The organism is Kineococcus mangrovi (genome assembly GCF_041320705.1).
GTDB lineage: Bacteria > Actinomycetota > Actinomycetes > Actinomycetales > Kineococcaceae > Kineococcus > Kineococcus mangrovi.
This window is the reverse complement of record NZ_JBGGTQ010000006.1, coordinates 65,063-88,158: the sequence shown is the minus strand read 5'-3', so window position 1 is coordinate 88,158 and position 23,096 is coordinate 65,063. Positions and strand designations below refer to the sequence as shown.

Sequence of the window (23,096 nt, the reverse complement as noted above, 5' to 3'; positions counted from 1 at the left end):
GGTGAGTCGTGGCAGGCTTGGACCCCGTGCTGCACGAGGAGTCCCCCACCCCCCGGCCCGCCGGACCGGCCGTCGCCCCCGGGTCGCCGCTGGAGTCGGCCCTGGAGTCGGCCAAGGACGAGGCGAAGGGCCGTGCGGTCGCGGCGCTGGAGCCCGTGATGGCGCTGCTGGTCGACCTGGGCCGCGTCTTCGAGGGCGCCGGGTTCGCGTTGTCCCTCGTCGGGGGTCCCGTCCGCGACGCCTTCCTCGGCCGCCGCTCGACCGACCTGGACTTCACGACCGACGCCCGCCCCGACGACACGGCCCGGCTGCTGGGGGCCTGGGGCGACGCGTCCTGGGACATCGGCAAGGAGTTCGGGACCATCGGGGCGCGCAAGAAGGACCTCGTGGTGGAGGTGACGACGTACCGCTCCGAGAGCTACGACCCGGCCTCCCGCAAACCCGAGGTGGCCTACGGCGACGACCTCGTCGGGGACCTGTCGCGGCGCGACTTCACCGTCAACGCGATGGCGCTGCAACTGCCGTCGATGGACTTCGTCGACCCGCACGACGGCCTCACCGACCTCGCCGCCGGGGTCCTGCGGACGCCGGGCACCCCGGAGCGGTCGTTCTCCGACGACCCGCTGCGGATGATGCGCGCGGCCCGGTTCGCCGCGCAGCTGCGGCTGCGGGTGGCGCCGGAGGTGGTCGCCGCGATGAGCGCGATGGCCGACCGCGTCGGGATCGTCTCGGCCGAGCGGGTCCGCGTGGAGCTGGAGAAGACGCTGCTGGCGGCCGACCCCGTCGCCGGGCTGCGGCTGCTCGTGGACACCGGCCTGGCCGCGCACGTCCTGCCCGAGCTGCCCGCGCTGCAGCTGGAGATCGACGAGCACCACCGCCACAAGGACGTCTACGAGCACTCCCTGACCGTGCTCGAGCAGGCCATCGACCTGGAGGGCGGCCCGGACGACTCCGTCCCCGGCCCGGACCTGCTGCTGCGCCTGGCCGCGCTGCTGCACGACGTCGGCAAGCCCCGCACCCGCCGCTTCGAGGCCGGCGGGGGCGTCAGCTTCCACCACCACGAGGTCGTCGGCGCGAAGATGGTGACCAAGCGGCTCAAGGCGCTGCGCTTCGACAACGACACGACCAAGGCCGTCGCGCGCCTGACGGAGCTGCACCTGCGCTTCCACGGCTACGGCGACGGGGAGTGGACCGACTCCGCCGTCCGCCGCTACGTCACCGACGCCGGCCCCCTGCTCGAACGCCTGCACCGCCTCACCCGCAGCGACTGCACGACCCGCAACGCCCGCAAGGCCAAGCGCCTCTCGGACGCCTACGACGACCTCGAGGCGCGCATCGCCCGGCTCCGGGAGGAGGAGGAGCTGGACGCGATCCGGCCCGACCTCGACGGGAACCGGATCATGCAGCTGCTGGGGATCGGGCCGTCCCGCGTCGTCGGCCGCGCCTACCAGCACCTGCTGGGGCTGCGGATGGACCGCGGGCCGTTGGGGGAGCAGGAGGCCGAGCGGGAGCTGCGGGCGTGGTGGGCCGAGCAGCCGGAGTCGCGGGAGGGCTGAGACGCCGGAGTCCGATGATCTGGTTCCACACCACCCGTCGTTCTCGGTCAGGGGAAGAGCTTGCGGATGGACGTGGCGTCCACACCGTAGATGAAAGGTCCCGGGTGAGCCGCGGCACGATCGATGGCTGCCAGGCACCGGAGGAAACGGTGCAGGTTGTCCGCTCCGGTGGTGTTGGCGTTGGTGATGCAGAACATGCGTCCCGCATGCTCCGTCACCGCCTGTCGCTCACGTTCGTTGCGTCGTATCCGGGCGTCCTTGTGGAACATGATCCAACCCCGGTCGCCGGCCATGGCGATCCAGTCGACGTCTGCCGTGGCGGCGCCTGGTGCCTCGCCGTAGACATCGCGCATGGTCTTGATCGTCAGCCCTGCCGCCCGTAGACCGTCCGGCACGATCGCTGCTCCGAGACTGCGGTCGACGAAGATCGTTTCCTGGTGGATGCGCAGCGGGATGTGTTCCCCCGTCACGCGCTGAGTTCGAGGGCGGTCCGGAGGTCTTCACTGGGGATCCCGAAGTCCCGAGCCGTCTCCTCGGGGTCTTCTCCGCCGCGGATCCGCCCCAGGACGTTGTCCACTGCGACGCCCGTCCTGGCGAAGATCGGCTGTCCCCCAGCGCGCTGCGGGTCGATGACGACGTCGAGATGGGCGTCGCGGTAGCGCGGCAGCCAGATCAGGCTGGCGTACCCGTCGTCGAACTGCACCTCTCGCAGGTACTGCTCCACGACACGGGTGAAGACGCGCTGGCCGAGACGCGGAACGACGAGTTGTTCCAAGGCTTCGCGCTCGCCTTCAGCTTGAACGTGCCACAGCACCTCAGCGCCGTCGGTGATGAGGTGTTCGCTCGCCAGGGCATGGGGTCCTCGTTCGGCGACGAGAGCGTCGAGCGAGGCTCGGATGCGCTGCAGCGGGACACCAGCCTTGCGAAAGGCGTTGAGGGCGTAAGCCTCGGCGAGACCCACGAAGGGAAGGCGCGGGTAGCCCCGCCGCTTCGGTGTGAACGCAGTCACCAGGGGCTCGCCCCGGTACTGCCCGTGCTGCCCACGCACGTACCCGTCGACCCACGTGCTGAGCGTCGAGGCAGGCATGCGATCCAAGTGCCGCGCCGCCTCAGCCACCGAGTAGAGCGGGACCGTGAACCGCTCATCGTCTTTCCCCGTCACGATTCCTCCTCCGCTGTCCCTCGACTCCCGTCGCCGTTCGTGCTCGCGACCGCACCACTGAACCGCACGACCTCACCCGCTCTCCACCGGCGCGCCGGTGGCTCCCATGGTCGTCCAGTCGCTTCCGCGCTGCAATGAACGGTCCCCCGCCTGTGGACGCGGAGCGCTTCGACGCCGCAACCCGCTGCCTGTCTCGCCGATCGACGGCGTCAGCGATGCGCTGGTTCTCTCGCAGCCGGCCTCCTGGTCAGGACGTCGACCGTGGACGACACCACGAGGTACCCGGGGCACCGACTGCCCCTCTCGGGGACGGTTCCGGGTCGACCGGCGAGCGCGAACGGTCACTACGCGCAGTCCAGGGCACAGGTGGCCGTCACTCGGTGGGGACGGTGAGGACGAGGACCGCCCCGCCCGGCAGGTCCGGCGGCAGGCCCGCCTCGCCCGGGTCCGCGCACCGCAGCTCCCCGCCACCGGCCCGCGCCAGGCCGCGGGAGATCGACAGCCCCAGCCCCGACCCGCCGTCACCCGCGCGGGCGGGGTCGAGCCGGACGAGGCGGTCGAAGACGCGCTCGCGGTCGGCCGGGGCGATGCCGGGCCCGCCGTCGGCGACGACGACGCGGCCCTGCTCCTGCCACCGGTCGACGGTGACGACGACGGGCCCGGCGGGGGCGGCCCGGCGCGCGTTGGACAGCAGGTTCACCAGGACGCGGCGGACGTGGTCGGGGTCGGCGACCGCGTCGACGGCGGTCGTGCGCACGCTCACGCCCTGACCGAGGGGACCCGCCTCCTCGACCGCGGCGCGGACCAGGGTGGCGAGGTCGGTGGGCACCGCGCGCGGGTGCAGCTCCTCCAGCCGGGAGACCGCCAGCAGGTCCGTCACGAGCTGGGCCGCGCGCCGCGCCTCCCGCACGATGCGGACGGCGGCCTCCTCGCGGTCCTGGCGCCGGGGCCCGTCCCCGGTGTCCAGCAGCAGCCGCTCGGCGGCCGCGGTGACGGCGGCCAGCGGGGTCCGCAGGTCGTGCGCGACGTCGGACAGGAAGCGCTGCAACCGGTCCCGTGACCGGGTGGCGCGCTGCTCGGCCCCTTCCAGGGAGTCGAGCATGGCGTCGAAGGCGGCGGCGGTGCGGCCCAGCTCGGTGTCGGTGCGGTCCGGGGTCAGGCGCCGCCCACGGCCGCCGTCGGCGATCGAGCGGGCCGTGGCGGTCATGGTGTCCAGCGGCGCGAGGGCCCGGCCCAGCAGCAGCCGCAGGGCGACGACGGCGAGCGCCAGGCCCGCGAGCGCGCCCAGCAGCATCGAGCGGCGGAACTGGGCGCGGGCGTCCTCGACGGGTCGCAGCGACGTCGTGAGGACGAGGACCCGGCCCTCGCCGAGGGTGCGGGTGGTGCGCAGCAGGTCCCCGTCCTGGACGACGGCGGCCCCCGGGCCCCGCGCGGGTCCACCGGCCGGTCCCGGGGGGCCACCGGGTCCCGGGGGGCCGGGAGTGCCGACGACCGTGCCGTCACCGGTCTCCAGCTCGGCGCTCGCGCCCGCGGTCGCGAGCCGGTCGACGAGCGTCTGGTCGTCGACCGTGCCGTCGAGCTGCACCCCGAGCTCGGCCAGCGCCGCGAGCCGCGCCCGGGCGTCCTCGCGCAACCGGGAGCCGAGGTCGGTGTCGACGAAGATCCCGACGGCGAGCAGCAGCGCCGCGAGCACGGCGGTCGCGACGGCGACCACGCGGCGGCGCAGGGAGACCGTGCGCACTTCTCAGCCGTCCCCGTCCCCGTCCCCGGTGGTCGGGGCGGTGGGGACGCGCAGGACGTAGCCGAGGCCCCGGACGGTGTGGACGAGCCGCGGCCCGTGCTCCTCCAGCTTGCGGCGCAGGGCGCTGACGTGGACCTCGACGAGGTTCTGGTCGTAGTGCTCGTAGCCCCAGACCTGGGTGAGCAGCTGCAGCTTGGACAGGGTCCGCCCGCGGTGGCGGACGAGCTGGGCCAGCAGCCGGAACTCCGTCGCCGTCAGGTCCAGGGGTACCCCGTCGCGCAGGGCCACGGCGGCGGACTCGTCGACGACGAGGTCGCCCACCTCGACGACCTGGGGCGTGCGCCCGGACCGGCGCAGCACCGCCCGCAGCCGCACGAGCAGCTCCTCGACGGCGAAGGGTTTGACCACGTAGTCGTCGGCGCCGGCGGCGAAGCCGGAGAGCCGGTCGTCGACGTCGTCGCGGGCCGTGACGAAGACGACGGGGACGTCCCGGGGCACGCACACCCGCCGGGCCAGGGACGTGCCGTCCTCGCCGGGGAGCATGACGTCGAGCACGGCGATGTCGGGGCGGAACCCCTCGACGACCTCGTCGAGACCGCGGCCGTCGGGGCGGGCGCGCACGACCATCCCGGTGTCGGTGAGCGCCTGGGTGACGGACTCGGCGATGAGCGGGTCGTCCTCGACGAGGAGGACCCGGACGGCTGCGGCGGGCACCGGACGAACATCGCAGAGCCGGGGGGTCGCGGCCAGCGCGCGGGCTGAAGAGGACCTGAAGGACTGCGGCGGAACGCACCCGCTTCAGGTCGGCTTCAGGTCCGGCCGGTGGTGTGGACCTCGCCGCGGACCTGGAGGTCCCGGTGAGGACCAGCCAGAGCGACCTGGAGGAGCACCGTGACGACCACCCGCCCCACCGACCCGACCGACCCCGCCGCGCCCGGCACCGCACGTCGCAGCGCCCGCGTCCGGAGGTTCGTCCTCGGTGCCGTCGTGGCGACGGCCGCCGGGGGGCTCGCCGCGACGGCCGCCGTCGCCGCGGGCAGCGCCGCCACCAGCGCGCCCGGCACCCCCGACGGCACCGCGCCCAGCCCGTCCGCGTCCGCCCCCGCGTCGCCGGGACTCCCCGGTGACGGCACCGCACCCGCCCCCGGCTGCGGTCCCGACGGTGGTCCCGGTGCCGGGCCCGCCGGTCCGGGCCGGGGTGACCGCGTCGGCCCGCCCGCCGGCGGGACCGTGACGGCGCTCGACGGCGACACCCTGACCCTCACCGCCCCGCGCGGGGAGCAGACCGTCGTCACCCTCACCGACGACACCGTCGTCGTGCTCGACCAGGGCCCCGGCCAGGGCGAGCAGACCGCCGACCGCGACGCGATCACCGTCGGGCAGCGCGTCCACGTCGACCTCACGTCCGGCTCGACGGCCGACGACCGCACTGCGTCCCGGGTCGTGGTCGAGCCGGTGCGCGCCCACGGCGACGTGACGGCGATCGACGGGGACGAGCTGACCCTCACCGGGCCCGACGGGACCAGCACGGTCGTCGACGTCGCCGGGGCGCGGGTCCTGCGGGACGGCGAGACCGCCGACGCGTCCTCGATCACGGTGGGTGAGCACGTGCACGCCGAGGCCGCGGTGGGCACGGCCGTCGGCGACGACGGTTCCTTCACCGCCACCCGCGTCGAGGTCGGGCACCCGGCTCCGCCCACCCCGCCGGTCGGGGCTCCGGCACCGCCCGCGGACAGCGCCTCCCCGGCGCCGGGGGACGGTGAGCCGACCAGCCTCGGCTGACCCGCCCGTCGTGCCGGCGCACGACACCCCCGGACCGGTCCCGGTCCGGGGGTGCTGCGCGTGCGGGTCGGACGGTGCGGGTGTCAGGGGCGGTTCTGCCGCGCCAGCTCCGTGAGGACGCTGCGCTCCAGGGCCTCGGCGGCCCCCTCCTCCAGCTCGACGAAGCGCACGACGGCCTCGCCGGACTCCTCGTCGACGCGGACGACCTCGCCGCGGCCGTGGACCTCGAGGCCGTCGGCCAGTTCGAGGGCGACCTCGACGTCCGTGCCGCCGGGCACGTCGGCGGCGCCCTCGATGCGCATGCCGGTGCGGGAGTAGTCGACGGTGCGGACGTCGGCGACGCCGTCGGTGGTCGTGAGGTGGGCCGGCAGGGACACGGGGGCGCGGACGGCGCCGCGACGGGTCTCCGCGGCCAGCAGCATCACGCCGGTGAGCGCGAGCTCGTCGTCGCGGTGGGCCCGGGCGACGGCCTGGAAGACGGCGTGCGGGGTGACGGCGGAACCGTCGCCGGGGTCGGTGCTGACCCAGACGCGCTGACCGTCGAGCTCCTCGACCGTCGCTCGGCTGGCGGTGACGTGGCTGGTCACGACGAGACCGGCGGCACCGGCCGTCCACGAGCGGACCGTCCCGGTGCGCCAGGCGCCCGCGCCGGCGGCGCTCGTGGGCATGAGGGTGACCGTGGTGTCGACCGCGGGCCCCTCGGTCATGATCGTGCCGCCCTGCGCAGCGTCCATCGTTCTTCCCCCTGTGTCTCCCCGATCGTGTGATCGCTTAAACACGCTACGTGACCAGGGGGGAGCGTTCCACCGGAACACCGCAGCTCACCGCACCACGACCGTCACCGTGTGTCACACCCGTCACTCCGTGCGCAGTGGTCCCACGTCGGCGACGGGTCCGGGGGTGACCTCCCACGCCGATCGCAGCAGCTCCTCCAGGTGCTCGCGCGTCACCGTGCGCAGGTCCACCGCCGTCACCCCGCCGGGCCCCTCGCCGGTGTGCAGCTCGGCGTGGTCGCCGGCCACCCGCGCCAACCACGCGCCGCCGATCCGCCGGAACCCCGTCCGGCCCTCGTCGACCAGCTCGACGACGTCCGGCAGCGACAGCGCCAGGGACCGCAGGTCCAGGACGGTCGTGCCCGAGGAGGGACCGTCGAGGACCAGCTCGTAGCCGGCGGGGGTGAGCAGGCGCAGGGTCCAGCGACCGCCGTCGCGCTGGTGCGGCGCCTCGCGGACGAGCAGGCCGCCCGCGCGCGCTCCCGCGAGCACCTCGGCGACGTCGTCGACCTCCACCTGCCAGGACACCCCGGCCGGCGGGACCGGCACGTCGGCCGGGACCCGGCGCAGGCCGAAGACCACCTCCCCGCTCTCCAGCGCGGCGAAGCCGTCCTCGCGGTGCTGCACGTGGAACGACAGCGCCGCGTAGAAGGCGGTCTCGGCGTCGAGGTCGTGGACCGGCAGGACCGGCAGGGCGCGCAGGAACTCCATGCGGGTTAGCGTCCTCCTCGTGCCCACGATCGCCGCGCTGGTCCCCGGGCGGCGCCGCGGGACCCCCGACGCGGACCCCGTCCTGCGCGCCTACCTCAACGAGCAGCTCGCCGCCGCGACCGGGCTCGCCGAGCAGCTGCGACGGGCCGCCGCCCTCGACGTCCTGGCCGGCGAGCGCACGACGCTGCTGCGGGTCCGCCGCGAGGTCGCGGCCGACCGGGCCGCGCTGCGGACGGCCATGCGGCGGCTCGGCGCGAGCACCGACTGGGCCGTCGTCGGCGTCGGCTGGCTGTCCGCCCACGCCGGCCGCGTCGCCCCGCTCCTGCACCGGTTGCCCGTGCTCGACCGGGTCGCGGGGGTGCTGCCGACGGCGCACCCGGCGCGGGCCGCGGTCGTGGAGGCGTTGCTGGCCCTGGAGGACGTGCTCGGCGGGCTGCACCGGCGCGCGGTGGCCGCGCGCCTGCTCGGGGAGCTGGTCGCCGTCCAGGAGCTGCGCGGCGACTGGACCTCGGGGGTCCGGGGCCTGGCCGACCGGGCCCGGCGCCAGCAGGAGGAGGTCGAGGCCGCGCACCGCCGCTGCGCGGCGCCGCTGGTGACGCCGGGGTGAGCCCCGGTCCGGAGCGCGCGCCGGTGCTGCCCCGCGGCCGCGGAACCACCCCGCGGGGCAGGTCGTGCAGGTGCTGAGCGGACCGACCGCTGCGCGGTGGTCGATCACGGCCCTGGTGCTGGCCGTCGTGTGCGCGGTCTGCCTCCCGTGGGCCCACCGGGCCGGGTCGCTGGGGCCCCTGGTCGTCGGAGCGGCGGCGGTCGCCCTCGGCCTGGCGGCCACGTTCTCCGGTGCCGCGGCCCGTTCGCCCCGGCTGGTCGTGGCGGGGGTCCTCGCGACGCTGCTGCTCCCGGCGACGTGGGTGGTCCTCACCCTCGTCGCCGGCCCGTGACGTCGGGGTCGTCCCCGGACCCCGAGCCGGGGTCCCCGCCCTCAGGCGGGCCGGATCACGGCGCGCAGCGGCACGGTCGGGGTCGGGGTGATCACGTCCTCGGGCCCCAGCACGCCCGCGCCCCCGTCGGCCGCCTCGCCCCCCGCCGGGCCGAGGACACCGGCCGGCGGCGCGGGCACGTGCAGGGGAGCGACGAACTCGGCCGAGGGGGCGCTGCTCGCCCGGACCGGCGGTGACGCCGCCGGCCCGGCGACCTGCCCGACCGAGGTCCCCACGACGCAGGCCGAGGCCGCGAGCAGACCGGCCGCGCCGGTGACGAGGGCCGCTGCGCGACGGGGGTGCTCCACGATGCTCTCCTGTGCTGCTCGGGTGCCGGCCCCATCGGCACGTCCCGCCCCCGGCTTGAGCCCGCCCGGCGAGGTGGCGGCTACGACCGGCTGTCCCGCGTCGCCGCGTCGTTGGCCTTCCGGACCGCCTCGACGAGCTCGGCCTTGTCCATCGACGACCGGCCCCGCACGTCGAGCTCGCGGGCGATCTCGAGCAGGTGCTCCTTCGTCGCGTGCTCGTCGACGCCGCCGGAGGTGCGGCGGTCGGTGTCGACGCCGCCCTCGGCCTGCGGGTCCGAGGGCCCCTTGCGGCCGTCCTCCTTGGGCTGCCAGTGGTCGCCGACCTTCTCGTGGGTGTGCTTGACCGCCGCCCACGCGACCCGGTGGGCCCGGGCCTCGTCGTCGTAGGACTCGGCGGCGGAGTCGTGCGCCTTCGCGAACGTCTCCTGCGCCTCCTCGTCCGAGCGCTGCAACGTGCTCGGCAGCTCGTCCTCCAGGGGTTCGCCCGACTTCGAGGTCTTCGGCACCGCGTGCTCCTCACGTCCCGTTCCAGTGCCCCGACGCTAGGACCGCTCGGCCGTGACCACATCCCGGGACGACGCGGCGGGGCGCTCACCGGGGCGCAGCGAGCGCCAGACGACGAGGGCTGCGGTCGCCGTCAGGACGGCCCCGGCCGCGGCCGTCGCGTCGAGGCCGCGGGTGAAGGCCTCGCGCGCCGAGGCGAGGAGCGCCTCGCCGCCGGGCAGGGTCGAGGACAGCTCGACCGCCGCGCCGAGCGTCTCGCGGGCGGCCTCGGCCCCCGCGGGCACCTCGACGCGGGCGCGGTAGACGGCGTTGAGCACGCTGCCCAGGACGGTCGTGCCGAGGACGGCGCCGACCTCGTAGGCGGTCTCGGAGATCGCCGAGGCGGCCCCGGTCCGGTGCGGCGGGGCGGCCGACAGGATCGCGTCGTTCGTCAGCGTCTCGGCCAGGCCCGCCCCCGCGCACAGCACGGCGAAGGCGACGGCGAGCTGGGCGGCCTGCGCCGACCCGCCGCCGGGCCCGAGCAGGGCCATGACGGCGTACCCGGCGGTGCCGAGCAGCAGGCCGGTCGCGATGAGCAGGTCCAGCCGCAGCCGGCGCGCCAGGCGGGCGGCGAGCAGCCCGGACGCGAACGTCACGACGGCGCCGGGCAGCAGGAGCAGCCCCGCGTCCAGCGGGCGCATCCCCAGGACGAGCTGCAGGTGCTGGGAGACGGCGAAGAGCATCCCCGTCATCCCGCAGATGCTCATGAGGTTGGCGAGCACGGAGGAGCGGAAGACGGGCAGGCGGAACAGGTCGACATCCAGGAGCGGTTCGGCCAGCCGCAGCTGGCGGCGGACGAAGACGGCGCCGAGGGCGACGCCGGCCAGGAACGTCGCGACGGGGACGGTGGCGAGGCCGTGCTCGGCGAGCGTCTTGACGCCGTAGACGAGGGAGGTCAGCGCCAGCACCGAGACGACGACGCTCACGAGGTCGAGGCGCCCGTGCGCACCGCCGCCGCGGTGCTCGCGCACGACGAGGGGGGCCAGGACCAGCAGCAGGACCATGAACGGGACGTTCAGCAGGAAGACCGAACCCCACCAGAAGTGCTCCAGCAGCCAACCGCCGACGATCGGCCCGAGGGCGCCCCCGGCGGCGAACCCGCCGGCCCACACGGCGAAGGCCGTCCGGCGCTGCTCCCGGTCGGTGAACGTGCTGCGCAGCAGCGACAACGTCGACGGCATGAGGGTGGCGCCGAACACCCCGAGGGCCACGCGCGCGGTGATGAGCGCGGTCGCGGAGTCGGCGAACGCGGCGAACAGCGAGACCAGCCCGAAACCGGCCGAGCCGATGAGCAGGAGCTTGCGGGCGCCGTGGCGGTCGCCGAGGGTGCCCATCGTCACGAGCAGGCCGGCGATGGCCAGGGAGTACCCGTCGACGATCCACAGCAGCTGGGTGCCGGTGGGGGAGACGGCCTCGCTGATCGCGGGCAGCGCGAAGCTCAGGACCGTCATGTCGACGGAGATGATCAGCACCGGCAGCACGAGCACGGCCAGGGCGGCCCGCTGGCGGGCGGTGGGGCGGTCGGAGGGGGCGGGGGAGACCGGCTGGGCGGTCGTGGTGGTCACGGTTCCTCGGTTCGTCGCGTCGGCTTCCCCTCGACTGTACCGTCCGGACGGTATAGTCGGCGAGTCGTTACCCTCCTCCGGTGCCCAGGGACCCCGCCGCCACCCGCGACCGCCTCGTCGACGCCTTCGCCGGCCTCGTCGTCAGCAGCGGTGCGCGCTCGGCGACGCTCGAGGCCGTCGCGGCCCGGGCGGGCGTGTCCAAGGGCGGCCTGCTCTACCACTTCGCCTCCAAGGACGCCCTCGTCGAGGGCCTCGTCCAGCGCTTCGAGCGGTTCGCCGCCGAGGACGTCGAGCGGATGCGCACCGCCCCGGAGGGCCCGGCCGAGTACTACGTCCGCACGTCGTCGACGGAGGCCGTCTCCCTGGTCGACGGGACCGAGTCGGACCCGCTGAGCACCGCCCTCGTCGCCATGCTCCGGCTGGCCCAGGAGGGCGACTCGCGGGCCGCGGCCGCCTACGTCGCCGTCAACGACAGCTGGCGCGAGCTCATCGAGGACCAGCTCGACGGTGACCGCGGCCTGGCCCGGCTGGTCCAGCTCATCGGGGACGGGCTGTGGGGGTCGGCGTCCATGGGGATCCCCGTCACCGACCTCGAGGAGATCCTCGAGCAGGTCCGCCACCTCGTCCTGTCGAGCCGCCGCACCGCGCCGAGCCCCTGATCCACCCGTTCGGGCTCTCTCCGTCCCGCCCGCCACCGCCGATCACCTGCAGGTGGGTCCAGAGGGGGTCCGGGAACGGGGTGGGGCGGTGCGGGTCGACGCGCAGGAGGTCGAGGGGACCGGCGTCCTGGACACCTTCCCCGACCCCACCTGGTCGGTGGACGCCGACGGTCGCCTGGCCCGGTGGAACCGGGCCGCCGAGACCGTCTTCGGCCACCTCGCCGCCGACGTCCTGGGCCGCTGCCCCCGCGAGGTCCTCGGGGACGTCCCCGGGGCGACCGGCCCGGTGGACCTGCGCGACGCCCGCGACCGCCGCGTCACCGGGTCCGCGGTCGTCTGGTCCGACGGGCACCTGCGCCACACCTCCGTGCGCGTCTGCGAGGGCGACGTCGGGGTCGTGAGCCGCCGGCTGCTGGAGGGCCTGCTCGAGCACGTCTCCGACGCCATCGTCACCGTCGACGCCCGCGGCACGGTCCAGCTGCTCAACAAGGTCGCCGAGCGCCTCTACGGCGTGCGGGCCGCGGACCTCGTGGGCCGGCACGTGCAGGGGCTGACCCGCGGTCACGGAGCCGACGAGTACCTCCGGGCCGTGCGGCGCGCGCTGACCGCCGGCCACGGCTGGTCCGGTGTCGAGGTCGAGGTCACCACCACCGGCGGGCGCACGCTGGTCGTCGAGTCGGCCGCGACCGCCCTGCACGACGCGCACGGCGGGTACGCGGGGGCGGTCCTCGTGAGCCGCGACGTCACCCCCGTGCGCGAGCTGGAGCAGTCGCTGCGGGCGGCCACCCGCGTGCTGCGCGACCGGACCGCGCAGATGTCCAGGGCCACCCACCGCGACGCCCTCACCGGCGTCGCCACGCGCAGCCTGCTGCAGGAGCGGCTGTCCGCGGCGCTCGGTGCGGCCGTCGACCGCGACGAGCCCGTCTGCGTCCTGCTCGCCGACCTCGACGGGTTCCGCGCCGTCAACGACTCCTACGGCCTGGCCGCCGGCGACGCTCTCCTCATCGCCTTCGCCGCGCACCTGCGCTCGGCGCTGCCGCCCACCGCCACCGCGGGCCGCCTGGGGGCCGACGAGTTCGCCGTCGTCCTGCCCGGCACCGACGAGGACGGGGCCCGGCGCACCGCCGACGTCGTCCGCGCGTGGACACCACCGGCGCCGCTGCCGGTGCGCGGCCGCCGCAGCGAGGACCGGGCCGTCGGGGTGACCGTCGGCGTCGTCCGCGCCACGCCGGTGGAGTGCCGCTCCGCCTTCGACGTCGGCGTGCGGTCGGTGCTGCAGCGGGTGGAGGCGGTCGTCGCCGAGCACAAGGCCGGGCGCCGCTGAGGCGAGCCGGCCGGGGTGGGTGGTGCGGGTGCTCCCGCGCCGCGGTCCCTCGCTACGGTGCGGACGTGAGGAGCGCGGCACCCGGGGTGCGAGGTGCCGCCGGCCCGGGGCTGCGTCCACGAGCCGCGTCACCGCGGGGACGCCTGCTGGTCCTGCTCACCGGGCTGGTCTCGGCGGCGGCGTACGTCGCGCTCGGGGTGGGCCGGTTCCAGCAGGGCGAGGCGCACTCCTACGACCTCGGCATCTTCAGCCAGTCCGCGGCGTCCTGGGCCTCGGGGCGGCTGCCCACCTCGGGCGTCCTGGGGGGCAAGCGCCTGCTGGGGGACCACTTCTCCCCGCTCACCGCGGTGTTCGGACCCGTCTGGGCCCTGTGGCCCGACCCGCGCAGCCTGCTGGTGGCCCAGGGGGTGCTGCTGGGCCTGGGGGCGGCCCTGGTCGCCCGGTGCGCCGTGCGGCACCTGCCGCCGGGCGTCGCGGCGGCCGTCGCGGTGGCGGTCGGGACCGCCCACGGGGCGCTCGCGGCGGCCCGCTTCGACGTGCACGAGGTGTGCCTGGCGGTGCCGTTCCTGGCCCTGAGCGCGACGGCGCTGCTGGAGCGGCGGCAGGTGGCCGCGTGCTGGTGGTCCCTGCCCCTGCTGCTGGTGAAGGAGGACCTCGGCGCCACCGTCGCCGCCGTGGCCCTCGTCGTCTTCTGGCAGGGCCGGCGCCGCCTCGGGGTGCTGCTCGCCGTGGGCGCCGTCGCCGGGGTCGCGCTCGCGCTGGGGACGATGCTGGCGGTCAGCCCCGCGCACGACCTGACCCGGCTGTCCACCTTCTCCGCCGCCCCCGCGGCCGGTGGCGTCAGCACCGCGGACCGGCTGCTGCTGGTGGTGACGGTGGTGGTGGGCGGCGGCCTCGTCTGGGTGCGCTCGCCGCTGGCGCTGCTGACGGTGCCGACGCTCGCGTGGCGGCTGGTCTCGCACGAGCCGAGCTACCTGTCCAGCACCCTGCACTACGACCTGGTCCTGGTGCCCGTCACCGGCGTCGCGCTCGTGGACGTCCTGCGCCGGGTGCCGGACCGGCGGGGCCTGCTGCCGGGGACCGCGTGGGGGGCCGCGGCCTGCTCCGCGGTGGTCACCGTCGTGCTGCTGCCCCCCGGCGGTCTGCTCACGGCCGCCACGACGTGGCGGCCCGCGGCGCGGGTGGAGGCGCTGCGCACCGCCTCGGACGTCATCCCCACCGGGGCGGTGGTGGCGGCGGACAACTCCTCGGGGCCCTACCTGCTGGGGCGCGCCGGGGGCGGGCACGACGTGCGCGGCTGGTCGGTGGACCAGCCGCTCGACGGGCTGCCGGACTGGGTCGTCCTCGCCACCGACCGGGCGAACCTGGGGATGGGCGCCGAGCGGACGCGGGCGTGGCTGGCGCGCACCCGGGACCTGCCCGGGGTGGTGGTGACGCAGGTCGGCGGCACGGCCGTCGTGCACTTCACCGGCGACCGCTGATGGACCGGCAACCCGCTGGACGGTGAGCCCGGTGCTCGGCCAGCGTGGTCGGGTGTCCCGTGCCCTGTGCGTCATCGCGGAATCCACCACCGTCGCGGTGCGCCTGGCCCCGGGCCGCGGCGGGCGTCGCCTGTTCCTGTCCTACGCCGGGCAGGTGCCGGCGGCGGGCGAGTTCGACTCCCTGACGTTCTGGATGGCCGACGCCTACGCCGCCCGGCTGCAGCTGGCCGGGCTGGCGCCGGCGCTGGCCGCGCCCCCGTGGGACTGGCTCAGCGGCCTCGACCCCGACCTGCTGGGGCGACGGGTGGTCTCCACGACGCTGGACCGGGTCCCGCCCGGGCGGGTGTTCCTGAAGCCGGCGCTGCTGAAGCTGGTGGGGGCGCCCGCCGGGGTCTGGGACGTGGCGGACTTCCGCCGCGCCGCGCTGGCCGACGGTGCCGACGAGCGGCTGCGCGTGCAGCACTGCAGGGACCTGCTGGACCTCGACCACGAGCACCGGTTCGTCGTGTGCGAGGGGCAGGTGCTCACCGGTAGCCCCTACCGGGTGGCGGGGCGGGCGTGGAGCCCCTCGCTGTCCTCGGACCGCTCGCCGGAGGCGGCGGCGTTCGCCCGCCACGTCGTGCGCGAGCTGGGTCCGGACCGCCCGCCGGTGTGCTCGCTGGACGTGGCGTGGGACCGGGGGAACCGCCGGTGGCTGGTCGTGGAGGCCAACCCGCTGTGGGCGTCGGGCCCGTACGCCTGCGACCCGGTGGCGTTCGTCGACGCGGTCGAGCACGCCAACGTCGTCGGGGTCGAGCGGTGGGCGTGGCGGGCGGAGGAGACGCAGCTGGCGCGCGCCCGGGCGCAGGAGCCGGTCGTCGCGGTGGGGCAGGACGAGGCGACGGGGTACGCCGAGTTCGCGGCCTGACCCGGTGCCGGCCCGCCGCCCCGTCCGCCCGGTGAGGGGTGAACCGAGGACGGCGGGCCCGCTGGTGGTGTGTGGTGGAGCGTGCGCAGACGCAGCGTGGCCGCCGTCGGGGTCCTGGTCCTCGCCGCCTCCTCCGCCGCCCCCGGCGCCGCGCGCGCCGGTGGCCTGGTCGCCTTCAGCGGCTGGGTCGGCGCCGACACCGAGCAGAGCCTGCTGACCGTGGACAGCGGCACCGGCCTGGTGCGGACCGTCGCTCCGGGACGGCCCGGGGACGTGACCTGGAGCGCGGACGGCCGGCGCCTGGTCTGGATCGGGTTCGACGGCCGCACGGACGGCGGCTCCACCCTCCACAGCGCTCGCCCCGACGGCAGCGACCGTCGCGCCCTCGTGAGCGGGTACGACCTGCGGGCCGTGGCCGCCGCTCCCGATGGCACGGTGGCCGTCGCCCGCGCCGCGGTGCAGCCGGACTCCGACTGCGCCACCGACCCGCCCGTCCGCCGCGCCGAGCTCGTGCTGATCTCCCCCGGGGAGAGCGTCCGGACCCTCGGGGAGGTGCCGGCGAACACCGCGGACCTGACCTTCTCCCCCGCCGGGTCCGTGCTGCTGTGGCGGGCCCAGCCCGGAGACCCCTGCACCGGCGGCGACTACGAGGTCTTCCTCGCCGACGTCGCCGGCGGCACGATCCGGCAGGTGGCCGGTGACGCCCGGCGCAGCGGGTGGCCCACCTTCTCCGCGGACGGGACGACGGTGGTCGCCTCCCGCTCGGACGAGCTGGGGCAGGACCTGGTGCGCATCGACGTGGCCACCGCCACGGCGGTGCGGGTGTGGACCCCCGACGCCGCCGAGGAGTTCCCGGCCTCCTCCCCCGACGGCACCGAGCTGGCGGTGGTCCGCACCCCGCAGGCCCCGGCGGCGCCGGGGGAGGGCGTCACCTCCCGACCCGCCGGGTCCCCCCGCATCGTCGTCACCGACGTCGAGGGCCGGGTGCTGCGGGACCTGGGTCCTGCACCGGTCCGGGTCGAGCACCTCGCGTGGGCGCCGGACGGGAGCTTCCTGGCGCTGGACGGCTTCACCCCGGTGCCCGCCTGCGAGGGCTGCGACCACGGCTCGGCGGATCCTGCGGTGTGGGAGGTCCCGCTGGACGGGGGTGCTCCCTCCCTGCTCACCGCCGCCGGCGGCTTCGCGAGCGCCGACCTCGTCGTCCAGCCGGTCGTCCCCGACGCCCCCGCCCTGGAGCGCGCCCGCCGTCCGCTGCGCCCGTAGCGGTGGGGTGGGCGCACCACCGGCGGCTCCACGCCCCGACCGCGGCGGCGGCGGTGACGGCCGCACCGGCCCAGAAGGCGCTGGCGGTGCCGTGGGCGTCGACGAGCGCACCGGCGCCGGCGGTGCCGAGGGAGGCACCGAGGTTGGTGGCGGTGTTCACCCAGGTCGTCGCCTCCGCGCCCCCGTCCAGGCCGCTGAGGCGGTCCGCGGCGGTGTAGACCACCACCGCGAGGGGCGCGCCGGCCGCCCCCACGACGACCAGCGCCACCACCAGCCAGGCCACCCCCGGCGCCAGGGCCGCCGCGGCGGCCGCGACCGAGGTGACCGCGGCCAGGACGGCGAGCACGCTCCAGGGCGAGGCGCGGCGGAGACGGCGTCCGCGGGCGGTGCCGACCAGGTGCCCCCACGCCAGCCCGCCCGCGGCCGCGGAGACCGACAGGACCGCCAGCAGCAGCCCGGGGGCGGTCGCGCCGGCCTGCTGCCCGCGGGCCACGACCGCGACCTCGAGGGGGTCGTTGCCGAGGCCGGTGGCGAAGGTGAAGACGAGCAGGACGGCGTACCCGGGCCGGGCCAGGGGCCCCAGCACCCGTCGCAAGGGTGAGCAGGGCCGGCGTGAGGGGGGTGGTGCGGCGGGGGAGGCGCTGCCGGGGCGGGCCAGCAGGGGCGAGACCGCCATCAGCAGCCCACCCAGCAGGTGCACGACGGCCGTCCCGGCCAGCGCGAGCGCGGGTCCGGCGGTCTGGGCCAGGGCCGCGGCCAGGACCGGGCCGAGGGCGAACAGCCCGGACTCCACGACCGCGTCGAGGCCGTAGGCGCGCTGCCTCGACCCGGGGTCGGGGGTGAGCCGGGCCCACACCGCGCGCACGGTCGGCCCGACCGGTGGGGCGACCACCCCCGCCACGGCCGCGCCGGCGACGTGGACCGGCACGGCCGTCACCCCGCCGCCGGCGGCGACGGCCAGGCCCGTGAGCGCGAGGGCGAACAGGGTGCTGAGCAGGGGCAGGACGCGGCGGGCGCCGACGGTGTCGAGCAGCCGCGCCTTGGCGGGCATCGTCGAGGCGGTCAGGCCGTAGACGCCCAGGGCGGTCCCGGCCGCGGCGTAGGAGCCGGTGGCGCTCTGCACGGCCAGCAGGAGGGACAGGACGAAGGTGGCGTAGGACAGGCGGGCGAGGGTGGCGGCGGTGAGCACCAGGGGCACTCCGGGCAGGGCCAGGAGCGCGCGGTAGCCCACCACCGGGTCGGGGTGCGACACGGGGGGTCTCCATCGGGGCAGGCCGAGGGGGACCGGCGCCGGGTGCCGGTGGCACGTCACGGGTCGGCCGGTCGTCTCGACGGGGGTCGGGTGGCTCGTGCGTGCGCGGCACGCGAGGCCCCCGACCTACCCCGGGAGCTCGATCACGTCGTCACCGTAGCGGGCGCCGGGCCCCCACCCCCGGCGCAGCTCCCACCCCCGGCCCGGCCGGCGCGTCGCAGGAACTCCTGCGACCGGCCGCGGCCGTGGTCGGCGTCGGGGTCGTCCCGCTCACCGGCAGCCCGGCGCCGCGGCGTAGGTCCCGGCGCTCCGTGATCGCGTCCCGAGCGCAGGACGACCGCGTCTCGGCACGGACGCGGGGCTGAACCGCCCTCCTGGACGCCGCTCAGGTGTCACCGTTGACGTGTGACCACCGCGTTCCGCCGTCTCCCGTCCCTCCGCGACCCCGTGCTGCTCGCTCTCGTGGGGTTGCCCGCGGTGGGGGCGGTGACGACGCTGGTGGCGACGGCGTACCTGACGAGCTGGGACCTCGTCACCGAGAGCGTCGGGTCGGTGGTCTTCGTGATCGCGTTCGGCGCGTGGGCGCTGCTGCCGTTCGCCGCCGCGGTCGCGGTGGGTGCCTCCGTGCGTCGGTACTGGCGAGGGGCGACCTCGGTGGTGCTCCTCGGGGACCTGCTGCTCATCGCCCTGACCGCGTGGGTGCTGTGGAGCATCCACACCTCGGAGTCGTCCACCGCGGTCCTCGGCCTGCTCTACGCGCCGTTGCTCCAGCTCGCTCTCGCGGGGGTGACGATGGTCGCCGCCGTGGGCGTCGCGAAGCTGCGACGCCGTCGGACGGCTCGGACCCTCTAGGGGCGCCTCCCCGTCCGGGGACGAGGCCGCGGGCTGATCCCCGGACGTACGGGATGACCGTGACGTCCGGCTCCCCTCCGTCGGCCCAGGGCTGCTCTACGTTCGTGACCTGTGGCACGCACCGCAGTGGGCACCGAGGAGGTCCCGACCTGGTCGCGCGAGGACGACCGCTCCCGCTGGGGGCTGCTGCTGGCCTTGGCCGTCGACAACTTCGGCTCCGGCCTGTTCCTGCCCCTGGTGCTCGTCTACAGCGTCCAGGTCGTCGGCTTGTCGGTCGGCCTGGCCGGGACGCTGCTGTTCCTCGGCACCCTCGCCGGTCTGGGCGCCCCGTTGGTCGTGGGCACCGTCGTGGATCGCTTCGGGCCCCGTCGCGTCGTCATCACCTCCCAGCTCATCCAGGCCGTCGGCATGACGCTCTACCTCCTGGCCGGCACCACCAGCAGCACAAGCAGCAGGGCCGGGTCCGGTCGAGGGGCCGCGGTGGCTCTGGCGGTCGGCGGGGCGGTGCTGGTCGCGGCCGGGACGCAGACCTTCTACAGCTCCCTGTTCTCCCTCATCGCCGCCGTCGCCGGCGATGGGCCCAAGGACGGGCCGTTCGCCCACGTCGACATGATCCGCTCGGCCGCCTTCGGTCTCGGCGCCCTGCTCGCCGCCGCCCTGCTGACGTGGCTGGACACCTCGGCCCTGCGTGTCGCGGTCGCTGTCGACGCGTTGACCTTCGTGCTGGCCGCCGGTCTGCTGTGGCGCCTGGTCCACATCAAGCCCGCCCGTGACCGCCACGCCCCCGCTGCGGCGCAGGCTCCGGCGCACCCGGCCATCTCCGGTGAGGCCGGCCCGTACGCCACGGACCTTGCTGGCAGCGCCACCACGTCCGATGTCCGCACGCCGGCCGCGCCGTCGGACGCCACGGTGAGGGCTGCGCCGCGGCCCTGGCGGGACCGTCCCTTCCTGGTCCTGCTGGTGGTGATCGCCCTGACGGGCCTGGCCACCGACGTCCACCTCGTCGGCTTCTCGGTGTGGGCTCTGGAGCGGCTGCACGCACCGGGGTGGGTGCCGGGGGCCTCCATCGCGCTGCTGACCGGCATCACCTCCACCAGCACCGCGCTGGTGGTGCGCTGGACGAGTGGGTGGACGCGCACCCGCACCGTCACCGCCGGGACGGTGCTGGTCCTCGCCTGGTGCGCGATGTGCGCCGCGGCCCCGTCCATCGGTGGGGGGTGGCAGCCGGTGTGGCTGCTGGCTTCCACGGTCGTACTGGCGGTCTCGGCCATGCTGATCGGGGTCCGGGTGATGGCGATGGCCGAGGCGTCGGCGCCGGTGGCGGCGTACGGGCGGTACATGGCGACGGTGCAGTACGGCTTCAACGCCACCGCGCTGCTGGCGCCGTTGCTGGTCGGGTTGTTCGCGGTGGCGTCGTGGCTGCCGTGGGCGGCGGTCGCGCTGGGCTGCGCAGGGGCGTTGCTGTTGCTGCCGTGGCTGGCGCGGCGATTGCCCGCTCACGCTGTGAGGGCGCAGTAGACGTCCGTTGAAGACGCGCCGAGCACGCCCGAAGCGCCGCCCCGACATCGATATGTGCGTGACGTCCGACGCCAGGTCGAGCCGGTGCCGGAGAGGGCACCGCCACGGTGCGTGCGTGGACTCGACGCTGTGGGCCGGGATCATCGCCGGCGCCGTCGGGGTGGTCGCGTTGTTCGTCCAAGGCCGGCAGAACCGCGTCTCGACGACGGCGGCCGCTGAGCAGAACTGCCTGACGCTGGCGGCGGCGGAGCAGGCGAACCGGGACACGCAGGTCGCGGCCGCGCGCGGAGCTGTGGGCGCGCTTCCACTGGGCGGTCGAGGCGGTGTCGCAGTCGGGCAACCCCAAGCTGGAGGAGGCTGGGTGGGTGGTCTTGACGTCGTTGTCGCGTGACCCCTCGGCATCTGAGGTCGATCGGGGGATGATGTACGACGTCATGGTGGAGCTGGCCAGGCTGAACGGAGGGCCGCGGACGTGAGCGTGACGACGGAGTCGGCCACGCGCGCCGACGTGCTCGCCGCGCGGGCGCTGGTGGCGATGGGGGACGCGGCCGGGCGTCCCGTGGAAGCGCAGACCCGCGAGCTCGCCCAGCTGGACCCGACCAAAAGGGCCAGCCGCCAGGCAAACCGCACCGACGTGCCTCGGCTGGCGGGGCAGGGCGAGCACGACCCGTCCTGAACCACTGCGGGAGAGTGGCTTCAGGCGCACTTTGTCATAAGAAATATTATCGGCCTTGCGTATGCGTGACTAGGTGCTAAACGAATTACCCCCTTCTGTCATCTAGGTATAGTGAAACTATGAGTGACTATCAACCATTGAGCGTACGACAGGGTAAGCGCCCAGCTCGCATAATGAGCGACGGCATCCCCCTTTCTCTGGGGCCCAGTCTACGAAGCTGGATCATCAAAACGTTGGAGCGTGGTGGTGATGTCGTCCATCTAGTCGCCGCCTCACTGAATCACCGGCTCGACATCGGAGAGCTAAGCTTCATGAAGAGCCCCGGGGAACAGCTGGCAGACTATGCGGACATAGAGGACGATCATCTACTCGATGTCCTTGACGCGACTTTGCATTTCCTGCATCGCACAGGGTACGACGAGTCTCAACGGCAAGCGCTCAGCGATCTCCTGGACGCAGGTTATGCTGGATGGTCCGTCGGTGAACGCCCTTATGGCCTTCAAAAGCGGGTAGATGAAGTGGCGTTCGCGGACTTTAAAAAGTCCACTAGTCCTGCCGACGAGGCGAGCGCGGCCCTCGCTGAGGCCTGGGATAAAGCGTACGGCCTACACCCCGATGCAGCTGACGCCTGGGATCACTCCATCAAAGCAGTTGAGGCTATCTTGCGGCCGATTGCGGTCCCCAATAAGGACAAGGCAACACTTTCCGACATCGCTGGCGCTTTCTTAAGTAACCACAAACTAGTGCTGCACGTCGGCAATGAGGACGCCGATGCAAAGCGTAAGCAGCCACTGAACGCTGCGCGCACGCTCGAACAAATGCTGCGTTTAATGTGGCCTGATCCTAAGCGTCACGGCGGCGACCAGCGACCCGCGCCGACTTTGGAGCAAGCACGTGGGGTAGTGCACCTTGCCGTGCTTGTTGTGCAATGGGGCCGGTTGGGAGCCCTTGTGCTGACCCCTTGACGTAGCCGGGATCTTATTCGATTTGCTGCACGGTAGTGCGTTCGGGCGGTTAGTAGATCGCGATCGCGTCAAGCACGATGGCTGGTCCGGTGATATGTCCGTGAACATCGTCTGCAGGCAGGTCAAGGTCAAATGCGCTCATGAGGTTTTCTACAGTGCCATGAAGTTTTGTCATGAGGGTGCGCTTGAACAAATATTCATATCCATTCAAGAGCCACTCTTCGGCGCTTAGAAACCCATCAGGACCCCCGGCAATAACGTGGCTGACCGTTCCTAGAATTCGTAACCTACCTTCAATTTTGTCAGCAGATGCGGCGTCCACGAAATGATTCGGCCGTACATTAATGTAGATTTTACGGGGCAAATCGCAGCCAGTGAGCTCCATAAGGACAGGAATGGGAAGCAGCTCATTACCTAGATATACCTTGCGAAGCTCCTCCGCTACCTCGGGATCGTCTGCTTGAAGGGCAAATACTTCGTCAAAGCTGGTGTCGGATCGTTCGATGAGACGCCGGATAATATGCAGCATCTTACCGGCAGTGCTGGCAGCGGTGATCCGCGTGCATCCTTCAAGTTCAAAAACGACATCTTTCTCTACAGTGATAGATTCGGCAGGCTGAGTAATAACCGCTTTTGACTTTATTAGGCCGTCAATAATTTTGCTGGCCGTTACCTTGTTGCTCGGGTTGAGTTCATATGTTGTCTGGTACTCAATATTGATGCGGCCGCTGGCGGCGTTGCCAAATGCTCCATCATCGCCCTGACCTAAACTACCTCGTTCGCGGATTTTCTTCTCGGTGATAGACGCCTTCCTTGGAACATCGATATCATGATACTCAGCCAATGCGACAAGGGTCTCAGCGTCCAGGTACAACGGAGAACGAAGGGGCATGGGGACAAGTGTCGCCGCTCCCCTGGCTCGACAAAAGTCGACTCGCGAGTCATGCAGCGCTCGCTGTCAACGCGCCGTACGCGGCACTGACGCCACTAGCAGCCGTGTTGGCTTCGATCAAGCGATCATCTGTGGTCGTGACCGTGCTGAGTCCTGTCCGGCGCTGAGGTCGGTCCGAAAACACTGGTT

At 74.0% G+C, this 23,096-nt stretch carries 25 protein-coding genes; 14 read left to right on the top strand and 11 right to left on the bottom strand.

Annotated features, from left to right (window positions below):
- The first annotated feature begins 8 nt into the window (after positions 1 to 8).
- Entirely contained in the window at positions 9 to 1,556 is a 1,548-nt protein-coding gene (locus AB2L28_RS13745; RefSeq protein WP_370719546.1) for a CCA tRNA nucleotidyltransferase, read from the top strand.
- 47 nt (positions 1,557 to 1,603) lie between these two features.
- Here AB2L28_RS13745 and AB2L28_RS13740 read toward each other — a convergent pair whose 3' ends face one another.
- The 4 genes from AB2L28_RS13740 to AB2L28_RS13725 form a co-directional block, all read right to left on the bottom strand.
- Entirely contained in the window at positions 1,604 to 2,026 is a 423-nt protein-coding gene (locus tag AB2L28_RS13740) for a PIN-like domain-containing protein (RefSeq protein WP_370719545.1), read from the bottom strand.
- A complete protein-coding gene (locus tag AB2L28_RS13735) occupies positions 2,023 to 2,718 on the bottom strand; it encodes a DUF433 domain-containing protein (RefSeq protein ID WP_370719544.1) in 696 nt (231 codons plus the stop codon). The genes AB2L28_RS13740 and AB2L28_RS13735 overlap by 4 nt, the downstream gene beginning before the upstream one ends.
- Before the next feature lie 373 nt (positions 2,719 to 3,091).
- The gene (locus AB2L28_RS13730) at positions 3,092 to 4,459 is read right to left on the bottom strand and encodes a HAMP domain-containing sensor histidine kinase (RefSeq protein WP_370719543.1); all 1,368 of its coding nucleotides are present in this window, start codon (positions 4,457 to 4,459) and stop codon (positions 3,092 to 3,094) included.
- Positions 4,460 to 4,462: 3 nt separating this feature from the next.
- Positions 4,463 to 5,173, bottom strand: a complete 711-nt coding sequence (locus tag AB2L28_RS13725; RefSeq protein ID WP_370719542.1) for a response regulator transcription factor — start codon at positions 5,171 to 5,173, stop codon at positions 4,463 to 4,465.
- A gap of 177 nt (positions 5,174 to 5,350) precedes the next feature.
- Between AB2L28_RS13725 and AB2L28_RS13720 the strand changes: the two genes are divergently transcribed.
- Complete coding sequence (locus AB2L28_RS13720; protein WP_370719541.1) at positions 5,351 to 6,241, top strand: hypothetical protein; 891 nt, start codon at positions 5,351 to 5,353, stop codon at positions 6,239 to 6,241.
- 83 nt (positions 6,242 to 6,324) lie between these two features.
- Here AB2L28_RS13720 and AB2L28_RS13715 read toward each other — a convergent pair whose 3' ends face one another.
- Positions 6,325 to 6,975 (bottom strand): PilZ domain-containing protein, encoded by a 651-nt coding sequence (locus AB2L28_RS13715; protein WP_370719540.1) that lies wholly within the window; start codon positions 6,973 to 6,975, stop codon positions 6,325 to 6,327.
- Between the two features lie 123 nt (positions 6,976 to 7,098).
- The gene (locus AB2L28_RS13710; RefSeq protein ID WP_370719539.1) at positions 7,099 to 7,725 is read right to left on the bottom strand and encodes a VOC family protein; all 627 of its coding nucleotides are present in this window, start codon (positions 7,723 to 7,725) and stop codon (positions 7,099 to 7,101) included.
- A gap of 19 nt (positions 7,726 to 7,744) precedes the next feature.
- On the opposite strand from AB2L28_RS13710, the gene AB2L28_RS13705 reads away from it, so the two are divergent.
- Entirely contained in the window at positions 7,745 to 8,332 is a 588-nt protein-coding gene (locus AB2L28_RS13705) for a hypothetical protein (RefSeq protein WP_370719538.1), read from the top strand.
- A 70-nt stretch (positions 8,333 to 8,402) separates the two neighbouring features.
- On the top strand, positions 8,403 to 8,663 hold the full coding sequence (locus AB2L28_RS13700; protein WP_370719537.1) for a hypothetical protein: 261 nt from the start codon (positions 8,403 to 8,405) through the stop codon (positions 8,661 to 8,663).
- 41 nt (positions 8,664 to 8,704) lie between these two features.
- Here AB2L28_RS13700 and AB2L28_RS13695 read toward each other — a convergent pair whose 3' ends face one another.
- The 3 genes from AB2L28_RS13695 to AB2L28_RS13685 form a co-directional block, all read right to left on the bottom strand.
- Positions 8,705 to 9,010, bottom strand: a complete 306-nt coding sequence (locus AB2L28_RS13695; protein WP_370719536.1) for a hypothetical protein — start codon at positions 9,008 to 9,010, stop codon at positions 8,705 to 8,707.
- A gap of 80 nt (positions 9,011 to 9,090) precedes the next feature.
- On the bottom strand, positions 9,091 to 9,516 hold the full coding sequence (locus tag AB2L28_RS13690; RefSeq protein ID WP_370719535.1) for a ChaB family protein: 426 nt from the start codon (positions 9,514 to 9,516) through the stop codon (positions 9,091 to 9,093).
- Positions 9,517 to 9,552: 36 nt separating this feature from the next.
- The gene (locus tag AB2L28_RS13685; protein WP_370719534.1) at positions 9,553 to 11,118 is read right to left on the bottom strand and encodes an MFS transporter; all 1,566 of its coding nucleotides are present in this window, start codon (positions 11,116 to 11,118) and stop codon (positions 9,553 to 9,555) included.
- A gap of 80 nt (positions 11,119 to 11,198) precedes the next feature.
- Here AB2L28_RS13685 and AB2L28_RS13680 point away from each other — a divergent pair, with 80 nt between their 5' ends.
- The 5 genes from AB2L28_RS13680 (at position 11,199) to AB2L28_RS13660 (ending at position 16,752) form a co-directional block, all read left to right on the top strand.
- Positions 11,199 to 11,777 (top strand): TetR/AcrR family transcriptional regulator, encoded by a 579-nt coding sequence (locus AB2L28_RS13680; RefSeq protein ID WP_370719533.1) that lies wholly within the window; start codon positions 11,199 to 11,201, stop codon positions 11,775 to 11,777.
- A 52-nt stretch (positions 11,778 to 11,829) separates the two neighbouring features.
- Positions 11,830 to 13,101 (top strand): sensor domain-containing diguanylate cyclase, encoded by a 1,272-nt coding sequence (locus tag AB2L28_RS13675; protein WP_370719532.1) that lies wholly within the window; start codon positions 11,830 to 11,832, stop codon positions 13,099 to 13,101.
- A gap of 65 nt (positions 13,102 to 13,166) precedes the next feature.
- On the top strand, positions 13,167 to 14,582 hold the full coding sequence (locus AB2L28_RS13670) for a DUF2079 domain-containing protein (protein WP_370719531.1): 1,416 nt from the start codon (positions 13,167 to 13,169) through the stop codon (positions 14,580 to 14,582).
- Between the two features lie 52 nt (positions 14,583 to 14,634).
- Positions 14,635 to 15,489, top strand: a complete 855-nt coding sequence (locus tag AB2L28_RS13665) for an ATP-grasp domain-containing protein (RefSeq protein ID WP_370719530.1) — start codon at positions 14,635 to 14,637, stop codon at positions 15,487 to 15,489.
- A gap of 81 nt (positions 15,490 to 15,570) precedes the next feature.
- Positions 15,571 to 16,752: a TolB family protein gene (locus AB2L28_RS13660; protein ID WP_370719529.1), complete on the top strand. Its 1,182-nt coding sequence runs from the start codon at positions 15,571 to 15,573 to the stop codon at positions 16,750 to 16,752.
- Here the strand turns inward: AB2L28_RS13660 and AB2L28_RS13655 are convergent.
- Positions 16,652 to 18,004 carry an MFS transporter gene (locus AB2L28_RS13655; protein WP_370719528.1) on the bottom strand — a complete coding sequence of 451 codons (1,353 nt, stop codon included), beginning with the start codon at positions 18,002 to 18,004 and terminating at the stop codon, positions 16,652 to 16,654. The genes AB2L28_RS13660 and AB2L28_RS13655 overlap by 101 nt on opposite strands.
- Before the next feature lie 405 nt (positions 18,005 to 18,409).
- Here AB2L28_RS13655 and AB2L28_RS13650 point away from each other — a divergent pair, with 405 nt between their 5' ends.
- From AB2L28_RS13650 to AB2L28_RS13630, 5 genes are all read left to right on the top strand, one after another.
- The gene (locus AB2L28_RS13650; protein WP_370719527.1) at positions 18,410 to 18,856 is read left to right on the top strand and encodes a hypothetical protein; all 447 of its coding nucleotides are present in this window, start codon (positions 18,410 to 18,412) and stop codon (positions 18,854 to 18,856) included.
- A 111-nt stretch (positions 18,857 to 18,967) separates the two neighbouring features.
- Positions 18,968 to 20,374: an MFS transporter gene (locus AB2L28_RS13645; RefSeq protein ID WP_370719526.1), complete on the top strand. Its 1,407-nt coding sequence runs from the start codon at positions 18,968 to 18,970 to the stop codon at positions 20,372 to 20,374.
- 115 nt (positions 20,375 to 20,489) lie between these two features.
- Positions 20,490 to 20,765, top strand: coding sequence for a hypothetical protein (locus AB2L28_RS13640; protein WP_370719525.1), 276 nt, complete (start codon positions 20,490 to 20,492; stop codon positions 20,763 to 20,765).
- Positions 20,766 to 20,846: 81 nt separating this feature from the next.
- A complete protein-coding gene (locus AB2L28_RS13635; RefSeq protein ID WP_370719524.1) occupies positions 20,847 to 21,050 on the top strand; it encodes a hypothetical protein in 204 nt (67 codons plus the stop codon).
- A 173-nt stretch (positions 21,051 to 21,223) separates the two neighbouring features.
- Positions 21,224 to 22,015, top strand: coding sequence for a hypothetical protein (locus tag AB2L28_RS13630; protein ID WP_370719523.1), 792 nt, complete (start codon positions 21,224 to 21,226; stop codon positions 22,013 to 22,015).
- 49 nt (positions 22,016 to 22,064) lie between these two features.
- On the opposite strand, the gene AB2L28_RS13625 is transcribed toward AB2L28_RS13630, so the two are convergent.
- Positions 22,065 to 22,859 (bottom strand): hypothetical protein, encoded by a 795-nt coding sequence (locus AB2L28_RS13625; protein WP_370719522.1) that lies wholly within the window; start codon positions 22,857 to 22,859, stop codon positions 22,065 to 22,067.
- Positions 22,860 to 23,096: the final 237 nt, after the last annotated feature.

What these genes read in the sequence shown, in the direction of transcription:
- AB2L28_RS13715 (WP_370719540.1), bottom strand. Translation starts at nt 6,975, where the DNA reads ATGGACGCTGCGCAGGGCGGCACGATCATGACCGAGGGGCCCGCGGTC.
- AB2L28_RS13710 (WP_370719539.1), bottom strand. Translation starts at nt 7,725, where the DNA reads ATGGAGTTCCTGCGCGCCCTGCCGGTCCTGCCGGTCCACGACCTCGAC.
- AB2L28_RS13630 (WP_370719523.1), top strand. Translation starts at nt 21,224, where the DNA reads ATGAGCGACGGCATCCCCCTTTCTCTGGGGCCCAGTCTACGAAGCTGG.